20 protein-coding genes are annotated in these 24,701 nt (G+C 39.2%); 2 read left to right on the top strand and 18 right to left on the bottom strand.

What is annotated here, in order from left to right; genetic code table 11:
- Positions 1-18: 18 nt before the first annotated feature.
- Complete coding sequence (locus J2Z26_RS19000; RefSeq protein ID WP_193535226.1) at positions 19-465, bottom strand: hypothetical protein; 447 nt, start codon at positions 463-465, stop codon at positions 19-21.
- A gap of 160 nt (positions 466-625) precedes the next feature.
- Here J2Z26_RS19000 and J2Z26_RS18995 point away from each other — a divergent pair, with 160 nt between their 5' ends.
- The gene (locus tag J2Z26_RS18995) at positions 626-1,039 is read left to right on the top strand and encodes a VanZ family protein (RefSeq protein WP_227413657.1); all 414 of its coding nucleotides are present in this window, start codon (positions 626-628) and stop codon (positions 1,037-1,039) included.
- Between the two features lie 50 nt (positions 1,040-1,089).
- On the opposite strand, the gene J2Z26_RS18990 is transcribed toward J2Z26_RS18995, so the two are convergent.
- The 8 genes from J2Z26_RS18990 to J2Z26_RS18955 form a co-directional block, all read right to left on the bottom strand.
- Positions 1,090-1,701: a thymidine kinase gene (locus tag J2Z26_RS18990; protein WP_193535224.1), complete on the bottom strand. Its 612-nt coding sequence runs from the start codon at positions 1,699-1,701 to the stop codon at positions 1,090-1,092.
- A 200-nt stretch (positions 1,702-1,901) separates the two neighbouring features.
- Entirely contained in the window at positions 1,902-2,102 is a 201-nt protein-coding gene (gene rpmE, locus J2Z26_RS18985; protein ID WP_193535256.1) for a 50S ribosomal protein L31, read from the bottom strand.
- Positions 2,103-2,257: 155 nt separating this feature from the next.
- Positions 2,258-3,541, bottom strand: a complete 1,284-nt coding sequence (gene rho, locus J2Z26_RS18980; RefSeq protein ID WP_193535223.1) for a transcription termination factor Rho — start codon at positions 3,539-3,541, stop codon at positions 2,258-2,260.
- A 595-nt stretch (positions 3,542-4,136) separates the two neighbouring features.
- Positions 4,137-5,099 (bottom strand): class II fructose-bisphosphatase, encoded by a 963-nt coding sequence (glpX, locus tag J2Z26_RS18975; RefSeq protein WP_193535222.1) that lies wholly within the window; start codon positions 5,097-5,099, stop codon positions 4,137-4,139.
- A 99-nt stretch (positions 5,100-5,198) separates the two neighbouring features.
- Complete coding sequence (locus J2Z26_RS18970) at positions 5,199-6,485, bottom strand: UDP-N-acetylglucosamine 1-carboxyvinyltransferase (RefSeq protein ID WP_193535221.1); 1,287 nt, start codon at positions 6,483-6,485, stop codon at positions 5,199-5,201.
- Positions 6,486-6,930: 445 nt separating this feature from the next.
- Positions 6,931-7,575 carry a fructose-6-phosphate aldolase gene (gene fsa / locus J2Z26_RS18965; RefSeq protein ID WP_193535220.1) on the bottom strand — a complete coding sequence of 215 codons (645 nt, stop codon included), beginning with the start codon at positions 7,573-7,575 and terminating at the stop codon, positions 6,931-6,933.
- A 93-nt stretch (positions 7,576-7,668) separates the two neighbouring features.
- Positions 7,669-8,532, bottom strand: coding sequence for a class II fructose-bisphosphate aldolase (locus tag J2Z26_RS18960; RefSeq protein WP_193535219.1), 864 nt, complete (start codon positions 8,530-8,532; stop codon positions 7,669-7,671).
- Positions 8,533-9,079: 547 nt separating this feature from the next.
- On the bottom strand, positions 9,080-9,448 hold the full coding sequence (locus tag J2Z26_RS18955; protein ID WP_193535218.1) for a response regulator: 369 nt from the start codon (positions 9,446-9,448) through the stop codon (positions 9,080-9,082).
- A gap of 237 nt (positions 9,449-9,685) precedes the next feature.
- Here J2Z26_RS18955 and J2Z26_RS18950 point away from each other — a divergent pair, with 237 nt between their 5' ends.
- Positions 9,686-10,240 carry a DUF2529 domain-containing protein gene (locus tag J2Z26_RS18950; RefSeq protein WP_193535217.1) on the top strand — a complete coding sequence of 185 codons (555 nt, stop codon included), beginning with the start codon at positions 9,686-9,688 and terminating at the stop codon, positions 10,238-10,240.
- A 42-nt stretch (positions 10,241-10,282) separates the two neighbouring features.
- On the opposite strand, the gene J2Z26_RS18945 is transcribed toward J2Z26_RS18950, so the two are convergent.
- The 9 genes from J2Z26_RS18945 to J2Z26_RS18905 all read right to left on the bottom strand — a co-directional run bounded on the left by J2Z26_RS18945 (position 10,283) and on the right by J2Z26_RS18905 (position 24,608).
- Positions 10,283-11,890 carry a CTP synthase gene (locus J2Z26_RS18945; RefSeq protein ID WP_193535216.1) on the bottom strand — a complete coding sequence of 536 codons (1,608 nt, stop codon included), beginning with the start codon at positions 11,888-11,890 and terminating at the stop codon, positions 10,283-10,285.
- 229 nt (positions 11,891-12,119) lie between these two features.
- Complete coding sequence (gene rpoE, locus J2Z26_RS18940; RefSeq protein WP_193535215.1) at positions 12,120-12,731, bottom strand: DNA-directed RNA polymerase subunit delta; 612 nt, start codon at positions 12,729-12,731, stop codon at positions 12,120-12,122.
- 786 nt (positions 12,732-13,517) lie between these two features.
- Positions 13,518-16,784 carry a fused isobutyryl-CoA mutase/GTPase IcmF gene (icmF, locus tag J2Z26_RS18935; protein ID WP_193535214.1) on the bottom strand — a complete coding sequence of 1,089 codons (3,267 nt, stop codon included), beginning with the start codon at positions 16,782-16,784 and terminating at the stop codon, positions 13,518-13,520.
- Between the two features lie 25 nt (positions 16,785-16,809).
- Complete coding sequence (locus J2Z26_RS18930) at positions 16,810-17,448, bottom strand: TetR/AcrR family transcriptional regulator (protein ID WP_193535213.1); 639 nt, start codon at positions 17,446-17,448, stop codon at positions 16,810-16,812.
- A 125-nt stretch (positions 17,449-17,573) separates the two neighbouring features.
- The gene (locus tag J2Z26_RS18925) at positions 17,574-18,713 is read right to left on the bottom strand and encodes an acyl-CoA dehydrogenase (protein ID WP_193535212.1); all 1,140 of its coding nucleotides are present in this window, start codon (positions 18,711-18,713) and stop codon (positions 17,574-17,576) included.
- A gap of 281 nt (positions 18,714-18,994) precedes the next feature.
- Positions 18,995-20,134, bottom strand: a complete 1,140-nt coding sequence (locus tag J2Z26_RS18920) for an acyl-CoA dehydrogenase (protein ID WP_193535211.1) — start codon at positions 20,132-20,134, stop codon at positions 18,995-18,997.
- Between the two features lie 42 nt (positions 20,135-20,176).
- Positions 20,177-21,028: a 3-hydroxybutyryl-CoA dehydrogenase gene (locus tag J2Z26_RS18915; RefSeq protein WP_193535210.1), complete on the bottom strand. Its 852-nt coding sequence runs from the start codon at positions 21,026-21,028 to the stop codon at positions 20,177-20,179.
- 67 nt (positions 21,029-21,095) lie between these two features.
- Complete coding sequence (locus J2Z26_RS18910; RefSeq protein ID WP_193535209.1) at positions 21,096-22,274, bottom strand: acetyl-CoA C-acetyltransferase; 1,179 nt, start codon at positions 22,272-22,274, stop codon at positions 21,096-21,098.
- A gap of 213 nt (positions 22,275-22,487) precedes the next feature.
- Entirely contained in the window at positions 22,488-24,608 is a 2,121-nt protein-coding gene (locus J2Z26_RS18905) for a (Fe-S)-binding protein (RefSeq protein WP_193535208.1), read from the bottom strand.
- Between the last annotated feature and the right edge of the window lie 93 nt (positions 24,609-24,701).

The following is a 24,701-nucleotide window of genomic DNA, read 5'->3' as shown; positions in this document are numbered from 1 at the left end:
TGGGTATCCCCCACTTTTTTAGTCTCCATCATGTATTCTTAGATGTATATCGTACCTTGGCATGGCCTTTATCAATCTACGATGAAGGTCTTTTTTTACTTCTTTACGTTCTTTGCCCTCATAATGCTTTGTAGTATGGACTGTCACAAATGCATCTCGCCCATTTACAATAACAGCACCTGGTGTGAATTCAGTATACTGCTGAATCACTTGAACGATTTTTTCTTGGTCATCACCTATGTCTAGTCGATCCTCAGTTAAATCAAGGAAATTAGGATTTAAATTTGTAGTATAATCCTCATCCCTTAAATTCCTCTCATAAAATCCATCTTCATTATCGTTTAAAATTTGCGCACCATCACCATTATGCCTTTGGGACTTAAACTCGCTGTAATTATGATTTCCAGCAGTACATCCTGCTAACACAATTGCAGTAAGCAGAAAAGGTAGAAATTGTTTTATCAATTAAAAACACCTCCTGCCTTTATATTCCCCTGACTCCATGCTTTTATCCAATTATCACTATTACGATTAGGGGATTTATTTATATACTTCAATTTGGTACAATTACCTTTTCAATGTGTAAGTACAACCATACATAATTACAATTTAAAGGATGTTTACCTTGATTAAACAAAGACTACTTAAGGCCATTTTTTATGGCTATTTATTATTGTTACTCTACTGGATGTTTCTAGGTTTCTCTCGCGTAACTAGTGAAGAATATATGTATAATCTCACACCTTTTGATACAGTAAAAAAGTATATCTTGTATTATGATCACTTTCCTTTTACAACTTGGATTATAAATTTGGCTGGTAATGTTGGTGTATTTGTCCCCTTCGGACTACTACTTCCAGCAATTTACCCCCTCCTAAAAAAGATTGTTCCGTTTTTTGCAGTCTTTGTTGTTGGAATAACTTGCATTGAATTTTTGCAAATGGTGAGCAAACGAGGAAGCTTTGATGTTGATGATATCATTCTGAATACTGTTGGCGCACTAATAGGATTCTGTATATACCGCATAAAAAGGGCCTGACCTCCACCACGTTAAAGCATTAACGCAGTGGGGGTCAGGCCCCAAGTTTTTTAATAGGAAAGTTGTGAAATGGTTTGGTTTGCAGGTTTTCCTGGTACTTCGTGATGATGACGACATCTTGGTTCATATGATTCAGATGCTCCAACAAGAATGATTGGATCATTGTAAGATGCTGGATTGCCATCTATGAGTCTTTGTGTACGACTAGCTGGTGAGCCACAAACCGTACAAACTGCTTGAAGCTTAGTTACCGATTCAGCTATAGCCATAAGCTGTGGAACTTGTCCAAATGGCTCGCCTCGGAAATCTTGATCTAGGCCAGCTACAATAACACGATGTCCTTGATTTGCTAGCATTTGCACAACCTCAAAAATTCCATTATCGAAGAATTGAATCTCATCAATTGCCACAACATCCGTTTCTGCAGAAACAGCTTTAAGAATATGAACGGAAGATTCTACTGGTTTTGCAATGACCGCAGTTCCGTTATGGGAAACAACCGATTCTTCACTGTATCGATTGTCAATTGCAGGTTTAAATACTTGTACTTCTTGTTTTGCGAATTGTGCACGACGTACCCGGCGGATTAACTCCTCAGATTTCCCTGAGAACATACTTCCACAAATTAGTTCGAGCCAGCCACTTTGGTTCATGATATACATATGAACGGCCTCCCCTTCCTCGGCTAATTTTATTACTGGTGTTTCCCCCATATGTAACTAGGGTCTCTATATAAAAGCTTGCGCTTCTGTTAACTTCTTTAGGTATGATATTTAAATAATAATAGCTAAGTAATCAGTCATTTTTCAGAAAAAAAAACAGGCAAGATAATGAAGAACTTGCCTGTCTTTTTAAACGGTTATTATTTAATACCGTATTTTTTGTTGAATTTATCTACACGTCCACCTGCATCCGCGAACTTCTGACGGCCTGTATAGAATGGGTGACATTCAGAACAAACCTCAACTTTAACTTCGTTCAATACTGAACCAGTTTCAAATTCGTTTCCACAAGCACATTTCACCATAACTTTTTTGTAGTTTGGATGAATTCCTGTTTTCATTCTTCTCATCTCCTTCCGCCCTGAATCATCTGAAACAGAGTATAGATTCTAGAATAGTTAAGGAGACCCTTTTTCTTCTTAGAATCACATATGAAGAAATTATAACAAGGGTTGGTCCGTTTTGCAACTTAATCCTAAAGTTAATATTAGGAAAGTTATTGTGTTCTTTTTGGTGTTGTTGTTGCTGTCTTTTTCTCAATTGTTAATAAGTCAAAGAATTCAGCATTTGTTTTCGTTTGTTTTAGCTTACGAATTAACTTTTCTGCAAAATCAGGTGAATCAGACATTGTCTTACGAATTGCCCAAAGCTTGTCTAAATGATCTTTCGGAATTAGTAATTCTTCTTTTCTCGTACCAGAGCGACGAATATCAATTGCAGGGAAAATACGTCTTTCTGAAAGTGCACGATCTAAGTGTAACTCAAGGTTACCTGTTCCTTTGAATTCCTCATAAATCACATCGTCCATCCTAGAACCAGTATCTACTAAGGCTGTGGCTAAAATGGTTAAGCTTCCACCCTCTTCGATGTTACGGGCTGCACCGAAAAAGCGTTTTGGACGATGGAAAGCTGCAGGGTCAATTCCCCCAGAAAGTGTTCGTCCACTTGGAGGAATGACAAGGTTATATGCACGCGCTAGACGTGTAATACTATCCATTAAAATAATTACATCTTTTTTATGCTCAACTAAACGCATCGCTCTTTCTAATACAAGCTCTGCCACTTTAATATGGTTTTCAGGCACTTCATCAAAAGTTGAACTTACAACATCTCCTGCTACAGAACGTTCAATATCCGTAACTTCCTCTGGGCGCTCATCAATTAGTAGAACAATTAATTCGGCTTCTGGATTATTTGTCGTAATGCTGTTTGCAATTTCTTTTAAAAGCATTGTTTTTCCTGCTTTAGGTGGGGCAACAATTAATCCACGTTGACCAAATCCAACAGGAGCAATCAAATCCATAATTCTCGTTGATAAATGATTTGGAGCTGTTTCTAAAATGATTTGTCGATCAGGATATAATGGAGTTAAGCCAGGGAAATGCACACGTTCTTTTGCAGATTCTGGGTCATCACCGTTTACAGCTTCTACATGTAGCAATCCATAATATCTTTCATTTTCTTTAGGTGGGCGGACCTTACCGGACACCTTATCTCCATTTCTTAAATCAAATCTGCGTATTTGCGAGGCAGAGATATAAATATCTTCAGAGCTCGGAGAATAGTTGATTGGTCTTAAGAATCCGAAGCCTTCAGACGGAATAATTTCTAGTACACCTTCCATGAATAGAAGACCATCTTGTTCTGCTCTAGCTTTTAAAATGGCAAAAATTAATTCTTTTTTCGATAATTTACTGTAGTATGAAACTTTATATTCTTTTGCTAATTCATAAAGTTCCTTTAGCTTCATATTTTCTAAACTTGATATTGTAATACTCATTAGGACACCACTCTTTATTTTTTTGTTTCTATCTACACTGAAAACTAGTTGGATAACTAGTGTTAACCAACTTCCCCCATACATGATTCTATTTTTTCGAGAAATGTTATGGATGGTTTATTGTTTGAAAATACCTAGGAATTCCTTAATAGAAGATAGTGAAGGATAGCTTGAAGTTGTTCTCGCAGTTCATTCTTTTTAGTTTAAAAGTTAATTTTGATATGGTTAATTAACAATAATTAATTGTACCCTCTTTTTCTATTTTTAATCAACTGTTTTTTAAAAAGCCTGTTTATTCAAAGGTTATCAGAGCAGATTTAATCAACTCTGATATCACTTTGAACATTGTCCGTTCCTTTTCGCTACAGGCACTTGCTTTCCGCGGGGAATTATGAAAAAGCCCAAGTGCCGGCTTTTTCAAGGGCGAATTCCCATCGGAGAGGAAGTCGAGCCTCCTCGACGTTCCGTCTGCGGGGTCGCGACCTTTCCTCTACTTCCCGCAGGAGTCAAGTGCCTTTCGCTCCAATACACTCATCGTTATATATAAGTGTATTCATATATAAAATCGTTTTGAAAAAAGCTTTTTATAGTATTACTAACGTATAACTAGATTCGGTTTTTTCTTTAGGCTGTGGCGGCCGTCGATGAATCGGACGGTGCCTGATTTTGCTCTCATGACGATGGAGTGGGTTGTGCCTGTAGAGCCTTTGAATTGTACGCCTCTTAGAAGCTCTCCGTCTGTTACTCCTGTTGCTGCGAAGATGGCGTCATCGCCTTTTACAAGGTCCTCCATTAGAAGGATCTTGTTTACATCAAGTCCCATTTTTATACAGCGCTCTAATTCTTCATCGCTTTGTGGAATGAGCTTACCTTGAATTTCTCCACCTAAACATTTAAGAGCTACTGCTGCTAAAACGCCTTCAGGTGCTCCACCTGAACCAAATAAAATATCAACACCTGTATGATCAAAAGCTGTATTAATTGCTCCAGCAACATCTCCATCGTTAATCAACTTAATACGTGCTCCTGCTTCTCGCAATTGAGCAATAATATGTTCATGACGTGGACGATTTAGAACAGTCGCTACGATATCTTCAATATCTTTGTTCTTCGCTTTCGCAACAGCTTTTAAATTATCCAAAACCGAAGCATTTATATCAATAAGACCAACTGCCTCTGGTCCAACTGCGATTTTATCCATATACATGTCCGGTGCGTTTAATAGATTACCGTGGTCTGCAACCGCTAGTACAGCTAACGCATTCCAACCTCCAGATGCAACAATGTTTGTCCCTTCAAGTGGGTCAACTGCTACATCAACGCGTGGGCCATAGCCTGTCCCTAATTTTTCACCGATATAGAGCATAGGTGCTTCATCCATTTCCCCTTCACCTATTACTACTGTCCCCTTCATCGGTACTGTATCAAAGACATCTCGCATTGCGGAAGTGGCAGCACCGTCTGCCTCGTCCTTTAATCCTCGACCCATCCAACGTGCCGAAGCAAGTGCAGCGCCTTCTGTGACACGCACCAATTCCATCGACAAACTTCTTTCCATACTGAATTTCCTCCCCCCGTTAACTGCAAACGATTACAAACTCTATTCTACCTTAAAACTCCCACTTTTTCGAGAAGTGGGAGCAAAGTTATTTTCTATTTATGAATTTTGTAGTTGCTCTATTTCTTCTTCAGACATTTTTTCACGCCAAATAGTCGCACCTAATCCTGTCAATTTTTCAACAAGATTACTGTAACCACGGTCTATATGATCGAGTCCAGTTACCTCAGTAACACCCTCTGCCATTAAACCAGCCACCACTAGGGCTGCACCTGCACGTAGGTCACTAGCCTTGACCTTCGCTCCCTGTAATTTTACAGGACCACTGACAATTGCAGAACGGCCTTCGACTTTAATTTGGGCATTCATTCTGCGCAACTCATCGATATGCTTAAAACGAGCTCCATAGATTGTATCAGTAACTACACCGGTTCCTGTTGCCTTTGTAAGAAGAGATGTAAAAGGTTGCTGTAAATCAGTTGCGAACCCTGGATATACCAAGGTTTTTATATCTACAGCTTTTAGATTTTTGGTGCCACTAACGATAACTTGGTCATCTTTCGTCTCAACCTGAACACCCATTTCCCTAAACTTCGCGATTAGAGATTCAAGATGTAGAGGAATAACGTTATCAATGACAACTCTTTCTCCCATTGCTGCGCCGATAATCATATAAGTACCTGCTTCAATTCGGTCAGGAATAATTGTGTGTTGACATCCTCTTAACTCATCAACTCCATCAATACGAATTACATCTGTTCCTGCACCTTTAATTTTTGCACCCATACTTGATAATAATGTAGCTACATCAATGATTTCTGGTTCTTTTGCAGCATTTTCTATGATTGTCCGACCCTTTGCTCGTACAGCTGCTAACATAATATTGATTGTTGCACCAACACTTACAACGTCTAGGTATATTCTTGCACCTTTTAGTTCATCGGCCCGTAAGTAAATAGCTCCTTGCTCATTTGTTACTTTTGCACCAAGAGCCTCAAATCCTTTTATATGTTGATCGATTGGACGTGGTCCTAAGTGACATCCACCAGGAAGTCCAATTACTGCCTTTTTAAAACGGCCTAACATGGCCCCCATTAAATAATAGGAAGCTCTTAATTTTTTTACTTTTCCATTTGGTAGTGGCATTGAAACTATGTTTGTAGGATCAACGATGATTTCGTTTTCGTTTAACGTAACACTACCGCCAATTTCCTCAAGCAAACTACTTAGCATTTGAACGTCTGATATGTCAGGTAAACCCTCAATTTTGACTGGAGATTCTGCTAGAATCGTTGCTGGAATTAAAGCAACAGCACTATTTTTAGCACCACTGATTCTTACCGTTCCATTTAAAGGATAACCGCCTGCGATTTTTAATTTTTCCATGATAGTCTCCCTTCTAGCGAAGATGACCGTTGATAGACCCTAACTATACGATAGTTGGATCTGCTAAGTATGTATTATATACTTACCACTCTTCACTTTTATTGGAATTTTATGCCAGCACAAATAAACATTACTGTACGAGTATTAATTCCTAGTTTACACGAAAAAGTGAAAATCATGTATTAAAAAGAAAACTTTTTCATATTTTTGTTCTTTAGTCCTATTTTTTACATATATCGTTTAGGGTAAAAAACTGGCTAGTGTTAATACATAGGCGTTATTTGCTAAAATCTACTCGCTTTCCGCGGGCAGTGCGGGGAGCCTCCTCGTCGCTGTTGCTCCTGCGGGGTCTCCCCTGCCCAGCACTCCCGCAGGAGTCTCGTAGATTTTAGCAAATAACGGTTCATCTTAATCTTGTTTTAAAGATTACAGTGAAAAAAATATTTTATTTATTACGATTGTTCCAGTCTTCTAGGAATTTTTCGATTCCTTGGTCTGTTAGTGGGTGGTTGAATAGTTGTAGGATGACTTTGTATGGTACTGTTGCGATATGCGCGCCTCTTAGTGCTGCTTCAGTGATGTGTAATGGGTGTCTGATAGATGCAGCAATGATTTCTGAGTCGATTCCGTGTACTGTGAAGATTTCTGATATTGTTGAGATTAGGTCTAAGCCGTTGTGGCCGATATCGTCTAATCTGCCTAAGAATGGTGAAACGTATGATGCACCTGCACGGGCAGCTAGTAATGCTTGGTTCGCAGTGAAAATAAGGGTTACATTTGTCTTGATTCCTTTTTCCTTGAATACTTTCACAGCTTTTAATCCGTCTGGAGTCATTGGGACTTTTATCGTAATGTTCGGAGCAATTTTCGCAAGTTCTAGTCCTTCAGAGATCATGCCCTCCCAATCAGTTGCAATTACTTCTGCACTAACTGAACCTGATACTACCTCTGTGATTTCCCTTAGACGATCTTCAAATGTGATATCTTCTTTTGCTACTAAGCTTGGATTTGTTGTTACACCTGAAAGAACGCCTAGCGCATGTGCTTCTTTAATTTCATGTAGATTTGCTGTGTCGATAAAAAATTTCATTGTATTTTTCCTCCTTAGTATTAATTGTTATGTAAATGAAAATAAAGCCACCACTGTTTGAGAGGCGGCTTTATAGAAATATCGTTTTGTTAATTATGCTTTTTGAGCAGAACCAAATTCACGCATTTTGCCTTTTACAGTTTCTCTAATTGCATCTCTAGCTGGGCCTAAGAATTTACGTGGATCGTATTCATTCGGCTTTTCAGCTAAAACTTCACGAATAACTTTCGCAGATGAAATTTGATTTTCTGTATTTACATTAATTTTTGCAGTACCTAATGAAATGGCTTTTTGGATGTCTTTTGTTGGAATTCCTGTTCCTCCGTGTAACACTAGAGGAATACCTGTTAATTCCATAACTTCCTTCATGCGATCAAATCCTAAGTTCGGTTCACCTTTGTAAGGCCCATGTACTGAACCTAATGCTGGTGCAAAGCAATCTACACCTGTTTCGCGAACTAGTTGATCACACTCTGATGGAATTGCATATGCTGCTTCTGCATCGTCAACGATTAAGTCATCTTCTTGACCACCAATACGACCAAGTTCTGCTTCTACAGATACACCATGAATGTGTGCTAATTCAACTACTTTTTTAGTGATTGCGATATTTTCTTCAAGTGGATGGTGAGACCCGTCTATCATAACTGATGTAAATCCAGCATGAATTGCCTCAGCACATTTTTCAAAACTTGAACCATGGTCTAGGTGGATTGCAACTGGAACTGTCACTTTATAATCCTCCATAAGTGCTTTAACCATAGCAACAACTGTTTTGAAACCGCCCATATAACGAGCTGCCCCTTCAGATACACCACAGATAACTGGTGAGTTTTCCTCTTGAGCTGCTTGTAAAATTGCTTGAGTAAATTCTAGGTTATTTAGATTGAATTGACCAACTGCATATCCCTCTGCTTTTGCTTTGTTAAGCATTTCTGTCATTGAAACTAAAGGCATGACTTTATCCTCCTTATGTACGTATACTTACCTGTTCCCAAAGTTCCTATTTAGTAGGATTACCCTTGACGATAAATGATATGTATCTTTAAAGAGGTAGTTGATAATTACCTCTTAAGGTAAAAACTTTAGGTTATTTACAGTACATAGCATATCAACTAAAAAAAGAATGCGCAATAACTATAAAAACGCTCTAAATCATTGAAACCACGCTATTCTTATGTGTAAGCTCTTACATTGATTTATGAATTTTTTGCGACATCAGTTTTAAGTTACCTTGATAATAGTTTGTTAAATGGCTCATAGGTGTTATTCGCTAGAATCCACTCGCTTTCCGCGGGAGGAATATTGAAAAAGCCATACTGCCGGCTTTTTCAAAGGACGATTCCTCTTCGGGCAGTCCGGGAGCCTCCTCGGCGCTTTGCGCCTGTGGGGTCTCCCGTTGACGTGCTACTCCCGCAGGAGTCTCGTCGATTCTAGCGAATAACCAACTCAACATATGTTAATTTGCTTCATATACTTTAAAGTTTGTATGTAGCTAGTAAAACTATGACCCAACCTTAACATGCTTTTTAACAGCTGCACGAATTTCGTCAATGTCGAAAGGTTTTGCGAAGTGAGTAATGGCTCCTAGATCTTTCGCTTCTTGAATCATGTCTAGCTCGCCATAGGCAGTCATAATAATTACTCGAATTTCCTGATTAATTGCTTTTAATCGCTTTAAAATTTCAATTCCATCCATTCCAGGAATTTTCATATCAAGTAAAACAAGATCAGGAGAATGCTTCTCTACGATATCAATAGCCTGATATCCATTAGCCGCTTGAAATGTTGTATATCCTTCTTTTTGAAATACTTCATTTAGTAAGATACGAATTCCATACTGATCGTCCACAATTAAAATTTTCTCCGTCATCTGTCACAACACCTCTAAAGTTTATTTTATTATTAATAAGAATTTCATTGTTTAAGTAAAAACGGTGATACATCATATTTTCATTAGCATTATCTATCATCTTTGTATTCTACTAAACCTTCTCACATTCCTCCTTTTTTTGACAAGAGGTTATCGACAAATTACTTCCTAATTCGTTTTTTTTCGATTTATTTATATAATAGAGGTAGAAAATGTGAAGAAAGGAGTCGAATTATTATGTTGAAAATTTTCACAACACAGCTTCAAGGCTTGTTTACAAAAATACATGACAAAGAACTATTGTCGATTGAGGATGGAGCAAGACTATTAGCACAAGCTGCCATTGGCGAAGGTATCATTTACATACACGGTTTTGCTGAAATGGAGGCCGTTACTCTTGAAGCCACAATCGGACAGGAGCCAATGATATCCGCAGCACGACTTATAGACGATACTAAACAGATGGCTGAAGTTAGTCCTGTCGATCGAGTTCTGCTTGTCACCCGTTTTTCAACAGATGAGGATGCAATTGAATTGGCACAAACCCTTACAACTAAGGGGATTGAAGTTGTTGCAATCTCTGCTCTAGTACCGAATAGTGAAGGTCCATCTCTAGATAAAATTGTGGATATTTATATTGATTCAAAGTTAGGTAAACCGCTCATTCCAGATGATGATGGCAACCGTTTTGGTTTTCCTTCCATCATCACAGCACTTTATGCCTACTATGGGCTAGCCTTTTCTATTAAAGAGATGGTTGAAGAATACTTGGAAGAAGAGGAAGAAGAATAAAGTAAAAAATCCTAGTGCAGCCTGTGCACTAGGATTTTCAATTTAAAGTTGCTCTGAATGAACCAGTGAAGCACGGATAAATTCACGGAACAAAGGCTGTGGTCTTGTTGGGCGTGATTTGAACTCTGGGTGGAATTGTGATGCTACAAACCAAGGGTGGTCCTTAAGTTCAATAATTTCAACTAATCGACCATCTGGGCTTGTACCAGAGAAAATAAATCCTTTTGCTTCCATAGCTTGACGATAATAGTTGTTAAACTCATAGCGATGGCGGTGACGCTCATACACCACTTCATCTTGATAAGCTTCAAACGCTTTTGTACCTTCTTCTAGTTTGCAAGGGAATACCCCAAGACGAAGTGTCCCGCCTAGATCTTCAATATCCTTTTGCTCAGGTAAAAGGTCAATAATTGGGTTTGTCGTCTCAGGATTGATTTCTGCAGAATGGGCATCTTTTAATCCAAGAACATTACGAGCAAATTCTACAGAAGCTAATTGCATTCCTAAACAAATTCCTAGTAAAGGAATCTTATTTTCACGAGCATACGTCATTGTAGCAATTTTACCTTCAATTCCACGGTCTCCAAATCCACCTGGAACTAATATTCCATCTACATCAGAAAGTAATTCTCCAGCATTTTCATAAGAGATTTCTTCTGAATTAATCCATTTAATTGAAATGTCTGCATCAAATGCATAACCAGCATGGCGCATTGCTTCCACTACAGAAATATAAGCGTCCTGTAATTCAACATATTTACCAACAAGAGCAATTCTTGTTTTCTTAGAAAGATTCGTTACTTTAGTAACAAGTTCTTTCCATTCAGTCATATCTGCTTCTCCGCATGTTAGTTTTAAGTGTTCACATGTGATTTGATCCAGATGTTGATCTTGTAAGGCTAGAGGAATGCTATAAAGTGTTTCCGCATCACGAGACTCAATTACTGCTTTCTTATCAATATCACAGAATAGGGCAATCTTATCTTTCATATCTTGGGTAATTGGCATTTCTGTACGAACAACAATTACATTTGGCTGAATACCTAAACTACGTAATTCTTTTACACTATGCTGTGTTGGCTTTGTTTTCATTTCTCCAGCAGCTTTGATATAAGGAATCAGTGTACAGTGAATGTACATTACATTTTCACGGCCAATGTCACTTTTGATTTGGCGAATTGCTTCTAAGTAAGGTAATGATTCAATATCACCCACTGTACCACCAATTTCTGTAATAACAACATCTGCATTTGTCTCACGGCCAGCTCTGTATACACGTTCTTTAATTTCATTTGTGATATGAGGAATTACCTGTACTGTTCCACCTAAGTAATCTCCACGACGTTCCTTCTTCAAAACAGTCGAATAAATTTTACCAGTTGTCACATTGTTGTACTTTGTTAAATTAATATCGATAAAACGCTCATAGTGACCTAAGTCTAAATCCGTTTCTGCACCATCATCAGTAACGAAAACTTCACCATGTTGGTATGGACTCATTGTCCCTGGGTCTACGTTAATGTATGGGTCAAACTTTTGAATCGTAACACTTAATCCTCTATTTTTTAATAAACGACCTAATGAAGCTGCTACAATTCCTTTACCTAAAGACGATACAACACCGCCTGTTACAAAAATATACTTTGTCATTGTTTTTCCCCCTCGGTTTCTATGTACTATTTAAAGTTTGCACAAAATAATGTAAAAACATTTCAAGTAATTTGAAGATGCTAGTAGGGGAATCGGATAAACTAAAAAAGCTCCCACTTACCAAGCAAGGTAAGGGGAGCGGTTCATTTACATAATGATAGTTCTTTTTTAAAGAGCCCAAAAAGTATTCTACATAGTTACTTTTGAAAAGTCAAGACAGTTTTGAAACTTACTTATCGTCTTCTTCGTCTTCAAAATCATCTAGATCAAGATCTTCATCTTCTTCATCTAAATCTTCGTCATCGTCTAAGTCGTCGTCAAGATCGTCATCAAGCTCATCTAGATCATCATCAATCAGATCATCGTCATCATCGTCGTCATCGTCATCATCATCGTCTACTTCGTAATCATCATCTGTATCATCATCGTCATCTGAATCATCGTCGAAGTCGTCGATGTCATCAAACTCTAAGTCTTCTTCATCAAGCTCATCGAAGTCTACTAAGTCTAAATCTTCATCATCATCTTTCTTCTTGCCTTTTTTCTTCTTAGGCTTGGCTACAACATGAACCTCTTCATCTACTTGTTCATATGGATACCAGCTTCTTAAGCCCCAACGATTTTCTCCAAGACTTAGGAAACGACCATCAAAATTTAGGTCTGTATAGAATTGTGAAACCCTTGCTTGGATTTCCTCTTCTGATTTATTTAGCACTTTTTTGATTTCTGCTACTAAATCATTGAATGCAATTGCTTCTTTGCGGCTGTGGAAAATTTCTAATGCTGCTTCAAGCATAGACATTTCTTTAAGTTCCTCTGGTGAGTATTGATCTAAACTCATCCGTGCACTCCCTTTCTATGTATATAACGTTTATAAGCGGTGTCGTTATGTATGTAGACATATGATGTCCTAAAGCATAATCCTAAACAGGAAGATACTCCCTCCTAGAATACATACCATTCATTATAAACAAAATCAACCAGTTTATGCTAGGTTAATGTGAGGAATGTGGTGAAATTCTTTTAAAAACACCATTTATATGGTCTATACAAATAAATGGTCGCCCAAACCACTCGCTTTCCGCGGGCAGTTCGTGAGCCTCCTCGCTCGTTCCTTCGCTGCGGGGTCTCACGTCCACTGTGCATCCCGCAGGAGTCTCGTGGTTTGGACTCCCATTTATAACTAAGAAATCAATGATGACTTTTTCAAGTACAACTAGGTTGAAGAACTTCCCTGAAATACTACAATTCATTTAGTGACAATGTTCCAAAGTAGTTCACTATAAAGAAATCTAGTTCAATGTTGCTATTAATACAATTGCTATTCACACTTTATTGTTGCTTCAAACTTTATTTAACACCAGAGTGGATTGGAGCGGAAGGCAGTTGACTCCTGCGGAAGTTGAGGGATATCCCGTGAGACCCCACAGGCGCATAGCGCCGAGGAGGCTCACATCCCTCCCCGATGGGAATCCGCCCTTGAAAAAGCCGGCAGTTGGGCTTTTTCATAATTCCCCGCGGAAAGCAACTGCCTGCAGCGCAAAGGAACGGTCAAGGTTTTGTGTTAATAACAATAGTTTTTAAAAGAGTTTAAAAAGGGACAGAATTCTGCCCCTTTTGTGTGTTCTTACATATTTCTACGGTACTGTCCGCCTACTTCATATAGCGCTTGTGTAATTTGGCCTAGGCTGGCAACTTTTACAGTTTCCATAAGTTCTTCGAAAATGTTTCCGTTGTTCATGGCTGTTTGCTTAAGCTTTTTCAGTGCTTCTTCTACAGCATCTTTATTGCGTTCTTGGAAGCTCTTCAGGTTTTGAATTTGTAGCTCTTTTTCGTCTTGGGTAGCACGAGCTAATTCAATTTCATTTAACTCTTCCTCTGAAGGAGGGTTTGGATTTAGATACGTGTTTACTCCGATAATCGGAAGCTCACCTGTATGCTTTTTCATCTCATAGTACATGGATTCATCTTGAATTTTCCCACGTTGGTATTGTGTTTCCATTGCCCCTAACACGCCACCACGGTCATTGATACGTTCAAACTCTTGAAGCACCATTTCCTCTACAAGATCCGTTAGCTCTTCCACAATGAAAGAACCTTGTAATGGGTTTTCATTTTTCGTTAAGCCATGCTCTTTTGTAATGATCATTTGAATCGCCATTGCACGACGAACTGATTCTTCAGTTGGTGTTGTAATAGCCTCATCATACGCATTTGTATGAAGTGAGTTACAGTTATCATGTAAAGCCATCAGTGCTTGAAGTGTTGTGCGAATATCATTAAAGTCAATTTCCTGAGCATGAAGGGAACGACCTGATGTTTGAACATGGTATTTCAGCTTTTGGCTTCGCTCATTTGCACCATATTTATCTCTCATCACCGTTGCCCAAATTCTTCTTGCTACACGGCCGATAACTGTGTATTCAGGATCAAGTCCATTGCTGAAGAAGAAACTTAAGTTTGGTGCAAAATCATCAATGTTCATGCCACGACTTAAATAGTACTCTACATACGTGAATCCATTTGACAGTGTGAATGCTAGTTGTGAAATTGGGTTCGCTCCCGCTTCTGCAATATGATAGCCAGAAATGGAAACAGAGTAATAGTTTCTCACTTTACTGTTAATGAAGTATTCCTGGATATCCCCCATCATTCGCAATGCAAATTCAGTTGAGAAGATACATGTGTTTTGACCTTGGTCCTCTTTTAAAATATCAGCTTGAACCGTACCACGAACTGTTTGAAGTGTTTTTGCTTTTACTTCAATGTATTCTTCTACTGTTAAAATTCGCCCAAGTTCTGCTTCACGTTTTTCAATTTGCTGTGAAATCGCTGTGTTCATGAACATCGCTAAAATAATTGGCGCTGGTCCATTAATTGTCATAGATACAGAGGTAGAAGGTGCACACAGATCAAATCCGCTATATAGCTTTTTCATATCATCTAATGTACAAACACTTACTCCACTTTCCCCAACCTTACCATAAATATCTGGACGATATGCTGGGTCTTCACCGTATAGTGTTACTGAGTCGAATGCTGTACTTAAACGTTTTGCATCATCATCCTTAGATAGGTAATGGAAACGACGGTTTGTTCTGTCAGGTGTTCCTTCACCAGCAAACTGACGTTTCGGGTCTTCTCCTTCACGTTTGAAAGGAAAAACTCCAGCAGTATAAGGGAATGAACCTGGTACATTTTCTTTATATACCCAGCGTAAAATTTCACCAAGGTCTTTATATTTCGGTAAAACAACCTTCGGAATGCTTAACCCAGATAAAGATTTTGTCTGTAAAATCGTCACGATTTCTTTGTCACGAATTTTTGTAACAAACTTCTCTTTTGAGTACATATCTTTTAGCTGTTCCCACGAATCTAAAATTCTCTTTGATTCAGGAGTTAACTTCTCTTCATAGCTTGCTTTTAATGCTTGAAGTGATTCAAGGGCAGCTTCACTATTAGCAAGTTCTTGTAAACTCTCAATCGTTCCGTTGATTTGGAAAAGTTTACGCGCCACTTCCACCTGCTGCTCCGCTTGTTTATGATACTTTCTTACCGTGTCAGAGATTTCACGTAGATAGTATCGGCGATCATTTGGAATAATGACATTTTGCTTTTCAACTTCCGCTGAACGTTCAAACGGTGTCGTCCAAGTTGTACCTGCTTTTTCGTTAATTAAATCTACTAAATTTGCAAAAAGTGCGTTTATACCCGGGTCGTTAAATTGACTAGCAATCGTCCCGAACACCGGCATTTCTGAATAATCCTTTTCAAATAACAAACGGCTACGTTGATATTGCTTTTGAACCTGACGCTTCGCATCCTCTGAGCCTTTACGCTCAAACTTATTAATAACAATAAGGTCAGCAAAATCAATCATATCGATTTTCTCAAGCTGAGAAGGCGCACCGAATTCACTTGTCATCACATACATCGAGATATCACAAATCTCTGTAATTTCAGCGTCACCTTGCCCTATTCCACTTGTCTCAATAATGACTAAATCAAAACCTGCAGCTTTTGTTACTGCGATAGCATCTTTTATCGCTAACGATAACTCAGTCTTTGAGTTACGAGTCGCTAAACTTCTCATATAGACACGTGGATTGAAGATTGCATTCATACGAATACGGTCACCTAAAAGTGCTCCACCTGTCTTTTGCTTTGTAGGGTCAACTGATAATATCGCAACCTTTTTATCAGGAATTTCATTTAGGAAGCGACGGATTAACTCATCCGTTAATGAGCTTTTCCCAGCTCCACCTGTTCCAGTGATTCCGACAACAGGGACGTTTTTAACAAGTTCTTTTACCTTTTCCATCACTGTTTCAGCAGTAGCAGCTGCTTCATTCGTTACACCAATCTGATTTTCTGCAACAGTAATTAGCTTAGCAACAGATTGATAGTCAACCTTTTGTAATTTTTCGATATGTTCAGTAACATCCTCAGGTGCTGTAGAGAAATCACATTCTTTGATCATCATTTCAATCATACCTTCTAGACCGTACTTACGACCGTCCTCTGGAGAGAAGATACGAGCAATTCCATATTCATGTAATTCTTTAATTTCACGTGGAATGATTACTCCGCCACCACCACCGTAGATGCGAATATGTGAAGCACCGCGCTCTTTTAAAAGATCATACATGTATTTAAAATATTCAACGTGTCCACCTTGGTAAGACGATATCGCAATTCCTTGGACATCCTCTTGGATTGCAGCATTTACCACTTCTTCAACAGAGCGGTTATGCCCCAAGTGGATTACTTCAGCTCCATTAGCTTGGATAATTCGGCGCATGATGTTAATTGACGCATCGTGTCCATCAAATAAACTAGAAGCCGTCACAAAACGAATGTGATGCTTTGGACGATATTTTTCAACTGTACTCAATGTAAATTCACCCTTTCGAAGGTTATTACTTTTTCACTACCACTTCTTTATGAATGCCGTTTAAGAGAAGTGTGGTTTGGAGCTCAATGTATTCATCGAGTGTGTATATTTTTTGAAGTGCCCAGCGACGGAAGCCCCACATTTGGCCTTGAACAAAGATGTTATGGGCAATGAGCTTTACTTCATGCTCCTCTAACTCCAGTTCACCTGAAGCCACACAGCCATTGATTACACTTTCAAACATTGCAACCATTTCAATTTCCTTTTTTAACACATAGGGAAGTGCGTCCTTTGTCAGCGACTTTGCTTCCTGATACATAACTAATACTTCATCCTGCATCTCGTTGACCACTCTAAAATAATGAGCCACAGCAAGCTTAAGGCTTTCAATACTTCCTTGTTTTGTATCAATATCCTGTTGCATTCTTTCACGAACTTGGTCATATATGCTATCACAAACAAGATAGAGAACATCTTCCTTTGTACGTATATATTCATAAAGGGTACCAATACTGAAGCCGGATGCTTTGGCGATTTCTCTTGTTGTTGTTCGGTGAAACCCTTTTTCCTTAAACAAATTAACAGCGCCCTTAATCATCTGATCTCGCCTTTTTTTAATCAGACGCTCATCCTTAACAGATGCAGGCACCTCACGCTTCTTCATGTCACCCACCCCTAAACAAACAGAGCCCTAACCCCTCGCACTTTAGCGCATTACCACACCGGGGGCCTGACCCCCGGTGCTTTAACGCGGTACTACGTTTGGGGTCAGGCCCCCTATTTATTAGTTTATTTTGTAATCATTCTTGAGATGACTAGGCGTTGGATTTCTTGTGTGCCTTCGTAGATTTGTGTGATTTTTGCATCACGCATGTAGCGCTCTACTGGGTAATCCTTTGTATAACCATAACCGCCGAATACTTGAACAGCTTCTGTTGTTACTTTCATTGCAGTGTCACCAGCTAATAGCTTCGACATGGCTGATTCTTTACCATATGGTAAGCCTTCTGATTCTAACCAAGCAGCTTGATAGGTTAATAGACGAGATGCTTCAATACTAGTAGCCATATCAGCAAGTTTAAAGCCTACACCTTGTTGTGCGGCAATTGGCTTACCAAATTGAACACGTTCTTTCGCGTATTCAACAGCAGCATCTAACGCACCTTGAGCAATCCCTACTGCTTGAGCTGCGATACCGTTACGACCACCGTCTAATGTCATCATCGCAACTTTGAACCCTTCGCCTTCTTCTCCAAGTAAGTTCTCTTTTGGTACACGGCAATCTTCGAACATGATTTCAGTTGTAGGAGATGAACGTATTCCTAGCTTGCTTTCCTTTTTACCTACAGAGAAGCCTGGAGTGTCACTTTCTACGATAAATGCAGATGTTCCTTTATGCTTAGAAGTAGGGTCAGTTAGGGCAAATACAACATAGATATCAGCAATTCCTCCATTTGTAATGAAGATCTTAGAGCCATTTAATACATAGTGGTCGCCATCAAGTCTAGCTGTTGTTTTCATTCCACCAGCATCTGATCCTGAACCTGGCTCTGTTAAGCCGTAAGCACCAATTTTTTTACCTTCTGCCATAGGGCGTAGGTATTTTTGTTTTTGCTCTTCGTTACCAAACTTAAAGATTGGCCAGCCTGCTAAAGATGTGTGAGCAGATAGAGTTACTCCTGTAGATGCACATACACGAGAAAGTTCTTCAACTGCGATACAGTATGCTAGATAGTCACTGCCAATTCCGCCGTACTCTTCAGGCCAAGGAATCCCTGTTAGTCCTAGTTCAGCCATTTTGTCAAAGATTTCACGGTCAAAGCGTTCTTCTTCATCACGCTCAGCTGCAGTTGGTGCTACTTCATTTTTTGCGAAATCGCGTACCATTTTACGAATCATTTCATGTTCTTCTGATAATTTGAAGTTCATTTTGTAGTTCCCCCATTATATCTATTAATTTTTATTCATTTTAATCCTGCCCGTTACTTTGCGCTGCAGGCACTTGCTTTCCGCGGGGAATCATGAAAAAGCCCAACTGCCGGCTTTTTCAAGGGCGGATTCCCATCGGGGAGGAAGGCGATCCTCCTCGACGTCCCGTCTGTGGGGTCTCGACCTTTTCTCTACTTCTGAGCAGGAGTCAAGTGCCTTCCGCTCCAATCCACTCAGATATCATTATGGAGAATGCGCTAAATTCCTATTAAACAACAAACTTACTTACAAAGATGTTTACTAATAACTAAGCGCTGGATTTCGCTTGTTCCTTCATAGATTTCGCAGATTTTTGCATCACGGAAGAAGCGTTCGACTGGGTAATCTTTTGTGTAACCATATCCCCCATAGACTTGGATTGCTTCTGTTGTAACTTCCATTGCTGTTTTTGAAGCAAATAGCTTTGCCATGGATGCTTCTTTTCCACACGGTAGCCCATTTGTGCGTAGGTATGCTGCTTGATAGACTAGTAGTTTTGATGCTTCTACACTTGTAGCCATATCTGCAAGTTTAAAGCCCACTCCTTGTTGAGCAGCTATTGGTTTCCCAAACTGTACTCTCTCTTTTGCATAACCTACTGCATGCTCTAGAGCAGCTTCAGCTATCCCTAAAGATTGAGCCGCAATACCTATACGACCCACATCTAAATTGGCTAGGGCAATTTTTAACCCTTCCCCTTCTTCACCTAATAGGTTTTCAGCTGGTACCTTTGCATCCTCAAAGGTTAACTGCACCGTTCTTGAACCATGAAGGCCCATTTTATGCTCATCTTTTCCAATGATGAAGCCTGGAGTATCTTTTTCAACGATAAATGCTGAAATCCCCTTGCTGCCCAATTCATCAGGATTTGTTCGAGCAAAAACAATATACGTATCGGCTTCTCCACCGTTTGTAATGAAAACCTTTGAACCGTTTAAAATATAGTGATCACCTTGCTTTACGGCTTTTGTTTTTAAGCTACCTGCATCTGACCCAGCACTTGGCTCAGTTAAAGCAAAGGCACCTAAATATTCACCTGAAGCAAGTTTCGGTATATACTTTTGCTTTTGTGCTTCATTTCCAAAATAAAGAATTGGATTTGTTCCTACTGATGTGTGTACTGATAAAATAACTCCAATTGTTGCGCTCACTTTCGAAAGCTCATGGATTGCGATGATGTAGGAAGTAAAGTCCATTTCAGAACCACCCAAGCTTTCAGGAGCTGTAATTCCCATTAAGCCTAAGTCAGCCATCTTTGCTAGAATCTCTCTAGGAAACTCTCCGTTTTCCATACTTTCAATATGTGGTGCAATTTCAGTTTGAGCAAAATCACGAACCATTTTTCGCATCATTTCTTGCTCTTGTGTGAAGCGGAAATCCATTTGTATTCCCCTTTCTAACGTGTCATGTAGACTCATGCTGTTTTATTCGTAAACATAAAATCCTCGACCAGATTTCTTACCTAACCAACCGGCTTTTACATACTTTCGTAGTAATGGACATGGACGATATTTGTCATCTCCAAATCCTTCATGTAATGTCTCCATGATATATAGACATGTATCAAGACCAATAAAGTCGGCTAAAGTTAATGGACCCATTGGATGATTCATTCCTAGCTTCATAACTTCATCAATGGCCTCAGGAGTTGCTACACCTTCATATACTGTAAAAATAGCTTCATTGATCATTGGCATTAAAATACGGTTTGAAACAAAGCCTGGGAAATCATTAACTTCTACCGGAACTTTGCTTAGCTTTTTCGTCATATCTTCAATTACTGCATACACTTCATCCGTTGTTGCAAGGCCACGAATAATTTCAACTAATTTCATGACTGGTACTGGATTCATGAAGTGCATTCCGATCACTTTCTCAGGACGATTCGTCGCTGCTGCAATTTCAGTAATCGGTAGTGATGATGTATTTGTTGCTAAAATGGCATCTGCTGGTGCAATTTTATCTAACTCAGCAAATAGCTTTGTTTTGATTTCCATATTTTCAATGGCTGCTTCAATGACTAAATCAATATCACTAGCATTCTGTAAATCTAGAGAAGGCGTAATTCGATTTAACGTCGCTGTCATGTCTTCTTCTGTCATACGTCCTTTTTCAACCTGGCGTGACAGGTTCTTCTTAATGATTCCAAAGCCTCTATCTAAAAATTCCTGCTTAATATCGTGAAGTTTCACTTGATAACCAGCCATTGCACACACTTGAGCTATACCTGAGCCCATTTGTCCTGCACCAATAACCATTACATTTTGTACGTTCATTGTTTCGTTACCTCCTGAATTTAGAATAGATCTCATTCGACAAGTGCGTGGCATTTGTCGAATGCCCTTACACCTGTATCATTATCGCATCGCCTTGCCCGCCACCCGAACAAATCGAAGCAATTCCAATCCCGCCGCCTCTGCGTTTTAATTCGTGAATAAGTGTAATGATGATACGTGCTCCACTTGCCCCGATTGGGTGTCCCAATGCAACTGCTCCACCATTTACATTTACTTTTTCAGGATCAAGACCAGCAATTTGCCCACTAGCTAAAGTTACTGCAGCAAACGCTTCGTTTACTTCAAACAAATCGATTTCATCGACTGTTTTACCAGTTTTCTTTAGTAACTCATTAATAACCAAGCCTGGAGTCTTAGGGAAGTCCTTTGCTTCAACTGCAATAGCTGCATGACCAAGTATCGTAGCTACCTTCTCTTTTCCTTCTTTCTGAGCTCTCTCTTCGCTCATTAAAACAAGAGCTGCTGCACCATCATTAATTCCAGGTGCATTTCCAGCTGTGATTGTTCCTTCAGGTCCGAATACAGGTGCAAGTTTAGCTAACTTTTCAACAGATGTATCCTTACGAGGTGCTTCATCCTGGTCAACCACCGTAATATCACCTTTACGGCCTTTCAACTCAACAGGAACAATCTCCTCTGCCAGCCTTCCAGCCTCAATCGCTGCTACAGCACGTTGATGGCTTGTATATGCCCACTCATCCTGTGCCTCACGTGATAATTCAAGCTCATCCGCTGTTCCGTTTCCATATGTCCCCATGTGAACTCCGTTAAAACTACACGTCAATCCATCGTGAACCATCAAATCAACAACATTGGCATCTCCCATACGAAGACCAAAGCGTGCTTTCGGTAAAATGTAAGGTGCATTACTCATCGATTCCATACCGCCTGCAACAATTACGTCTTCATCACCTGCACGGATAATTTGGTCTGCAAGTGTGACACTGCGAAGCCCTGATGCACATACCTTATTGATTGTTTCCGTTTTAACTTCCCAAGGAATTCCTGCTTTACGTGCCGCCTGACGAGAAGGAATTTGTCCTTGTCCGCCTTGTAAAACAGTACCTAGAATTACTTCACCTACATTAGCTGGGTCAACTCCTGCACGGTTAAGAGCCTCTTTTACCGCAATTCCGCCTAGGTCAGAAGCAGAAAGCGCGCTAAGAGCACCACCTAATTTTCCAAACGGAGTTCGTACACCACTTACAATCACTGTTTTCCCCATTAAAAAGCCTCCCTTTTAAAAAGTAATCGCTTTCAACAAATGCGACTGAACGCTCGCTCGATTTCACCTAATAAGAGAGGTGTACAATCTCTACATAATAAAGTTCGTACACCTCTTAGTCGCAAGTTCTACTAATCTATATTTCTATTTTACAGTAAAATTTGGAATATTTAAATTGAAATTGTAATTATGAATATAAAATCTTCTCGAAAATTATGAAGCAAGTTCTTTTGTTTCACCAACTACAGATTTTTCAAGTAGTTCAGCAATATCAAATGTGCCAACTTCTTCTTCAACTTCCTTCGCCTTCGTTCCATCACTTAACATCGTTAAGCAGTAAGGACAGCCTGAGCTGATAACACTTGGTTGAATCGCAAGTGCCTGTTCAGTTCTTGCCACATTGATACGACTTCCTGTGTCTTCTTCCATCCACATGAGCCCTCCACCAGCTCCACAGCACATTCCTGACTCGCGATTACGCTCCATCTCAATTAACGTTACACCTGGGATTGCTCTTAAAATATCACGTGGTTGTTCATACACTTCATTGTATCTACCTAAATAACAAGAATCGTGGTAAGTAATTGTTTCTTTTACTTCATATTTAGGAATAAGTTTTCCTTCCTTCACTAACTGAGCTAATACCTCAGTGTGATGGTACACTTCAGCTTTTAAGCCGAAATCAGGATACTCATTTTTAAAGATGTTGTAAGCATGTGGATCAATCGTTACAATCTTCTTCACTTCATTTTTCTCAAACTCATCGATGTTTCCTGTAGCAAGCTCTTGGAATAAGAACTCGTTACCTAAACGACGAGGTGTATCTCCTGAGTTTTTCTCTTTATTTCCTAAGATCGCAAACTTCACACCCGCTTCGTTTAATAACTTCGCAAATGATAATGCAATCTTTTGGCTTCGGTTATCGAATGCACCCATTGACCCAACCCAGAATAAATACTCAAACTCTTCACCAGCTTTTTTTAGCTCTTTAACAGTTGGAACAACTACATCTTCGCGAGCTTCACGCCAGTTTTCCTTTTCCTTACGGTTAAGTCCCCATGGATTTCCTTGGCGCTCAATGTTTGTCATTGCACGTTGAGCATCTGCATCCATTTTACCTTCAGTTAAAACTAAGTAACGACGTAGGTCGATAATTTTATCAACATGCTCATTCATAACTGGACATTGATCTTCACAGTTACGACAGGTCGTACATGCCCAAATCTCTTCTTCTGTGATAACATCACCAATTAAGCTTGGATTATATGCCATTTCAAGTGTTGCAGCTGATTCTTCTGCACCTTTTCCAGCAGAAGCAAGTGCCAATTGGTTACCTTTTGTATTTGAAAATGCAACTGTAGGTACCCAAGGAGCTCTCGATGTCACAACTGCACCTTTTTCTGTTAAATGATCACGTAATTTAACAATTAAATCCATCGGTGAAAGCATTTTTCCTGTACCAGTTGCTGGACACATGTTTGTACAGCGTCCACACTCAACACAGGCATATAAATCGATTAATTGTGTTTGTTTAAAATCTTCAATTTTACCAACACCAAACGTTTCTTGTGTTTCATCTTCGAAATTAATTGCATCAAGCTTACCAGGGTTTGATAAACGTCCAAAGAAAACGTTAACTGGTCCAGCAATTAAGTGAGCATGCTTTGATTGTGGTACATACACTAAGAATGTTAATAAGAAAAGTAAATGAATCCACCAAGCAATGTAGAATACTACAATGGAAGCAGTTTCACCAATCCAGGCTAAAATAAACGCAAATCCGGATGCAATAGGCTCGCTCCATGTTAAGTCATGTCCATGCCATACAAGTCCCATTCCATTTCCTAATAATACCGACAGCATTAGTCCACCAATAAATAGTAAAACTAACCCTGATTTAAACCCTCTTTTTAACCGAACTAATTTCTCAACATAACGACGGTGGAAAGCCCACACGACCGCAACTAAAATCATAAATGTTACGATTTCTTGGAAAAAAGTAAATGCGGGATACAATGGACCTAATGGTAGATGTGCTCCTGGCACTAAACCTTTAATAATGAAGTCAATTGCTCCAAATTGAACTAAGATAAAGCCATAAAAGAACATAACGTGGATAATTCCACTCTTTTTATCCTTTAAAAGCTTCTTCTGGCCGAATACGTTCACCCAGATTTTATCGAAGCGCTCTTTGAATTTGCGATCAAATTCGATTTTCTTACCGAGCTTGATATATTCCGTTCTTGTCTTAATCAAGTACGCAAACAAATAAACAGCGTAAGCGGTTACAGCCAAGAATGCAATGAAGTTAATAACTAATAATGTAGTACTCATGAAACTTTCCCCCTTCTAAAAATACTATAAAATTATTTCGCAATTTGTCCAATCGCTTTTGAACATTTAAAAACAAAATAATATTCTGACTTT

It is taken from the genome of Cytobacillus luteolus (assembly GCF_017873715.1).
In the GTDB taxonomy this organism is placed as follows: domain Bacteria; phylum Bacillota; class Bacilli; order Bacillales; family Bacillaceae_L; genus Bacillus_BV; species Bacillus_BV luteola.
Note: the sequence above shows the minus strand (reverse complement) of the source record. Positions and strands in the feature narration are given on the sequence as shown.

What these genes read in the sequence shown, in the direction of transcription:
- J2Z26_RS18910 (WP_193535209.1), bottom strand. Translation starts at nt 22,274, where the DNA reads ATGGGGAAAACAGTGATTGTAAGTGGTGTACGAACTCCGTTTGGAAAA.
- J2Z26_RS18920 (WP_193535211.1), bottom strand. Translation starts at nt 20,134, where the DNA reads ATGGATTTCCGCTTCACACAAGAGCAAGAAATGATGCGAAAAATGGTT.
- J2Z26_RS18955 (WP_193535218.1), bottom strand. Translation starts at nt 9,448, where the DNA reads ATGACGGAGAAAATTTTAATTGTGGACGATCAGTATGGAATTCGTATC.
- rpmE (WP_193535256.1), bottom strand. Translation starts at nt 2,102, where the DNA reads ATGAAAACAGGAATTCATCCAAACTACAAAAAAGTTATGGTGAAATGT.
- J2Z26_RS18950 (WP_193535217.1), top strand. Translation starts at nt 9,686, where the DNA reads ATGTTGAAAATTTTCACAACACAGCTTCAAGGCTTGTTTACAAAAATA.
- J2Z26_RS18990 (WP_193535224.1), bottom strand. Translation starts at nt 1,701, where the DNA reads ATGTATATCATGAACCAAAGTGGCTGGCTCGAACTAATTTGTGGAAGT.
- rpoE (WP_193535215.1), bottom strand. Translation starts at nt 12,731, where the DNA reads ATGAGTTTAGATCAATACTCACCAGAGGAACTTAAAGAAATGTCTATG.
- J2Z26_RS18960 (WP_193535219.1), bottom strand. Translation starts at nt 8,532, where the DNA reads ATGCCTTTAGTTTCAATGACAGAAATGCTTAACAAAGCAAAAGCAGAG.
- rho (WP_193535223.1), bottom strand. Translation starts at nt 3,541, where the DNA reads ATGAGTATTACAATATCAAGTTTAGAAAATATGAAGCTAAAGGAACTT.
- fsa (WP_193535220.1), bottom strand. Translation starts at nt 7,575, where the DNA reads ATGAAATTTTTTATCGACACAGCAAATCTACATGAAATTAAAGAAGCA.
- J2Z26_RS18915 (WP_193535210.1), bottom strand. Translation starts at nt 21,028, where the DNA reads ATGAACGTACAAAATGTAATGGTTATTGGTGCAGGACAAATGGGCTCA.
- J2Z26_RS18970 (WP_193535221.1), bottom strand. Translation starts at nt 6,485, where the DNA reads ATGGAAAAATTAAAAATCGCAGGCGGTTATCCTTTAAATGGAACGGTA.
- J2Z26_RS18925 (WP_193535212.1), bottom strand. Translation starts at nt 18,713, where the DNA reads ATGAACTTCAAATTATCAGAAGAACATGAAATGATTCGTAAAATGGTA.
- J2Z26_RS18930 (WP_193535213.1), bottom strand. Translation starts at nt 17,448, where the DNA reads ATGAAGAAGCGTGAGGTGCCTGCATCTGTTAAGGATGAGCGTCTGATT.
- glpX (WP_193535222.1), bottom strand. Translation starts at nt 5,099, where the DNA reads ATGGAAAGAAGTTTGTCGATGGAATTGGTGCGTGTCACAGAAGGCGCT.
- J2Z26_RS18945 (WP_193535216.1), bottom strand. Translation starts at nt 11,890, where the DNA reads ATGACAAAGTATATTTTTGTAACAGGCGGTGTTGTATCGTCTTTAGGT.
- J2Z26_RS18905 (WP_193535208.1), bottom strand. Translation starts at nt 24,608, where the DNA reads ATGAGTACTACATTATTAGTTATTAACTTCATTGCATTCTTGGCTGTA.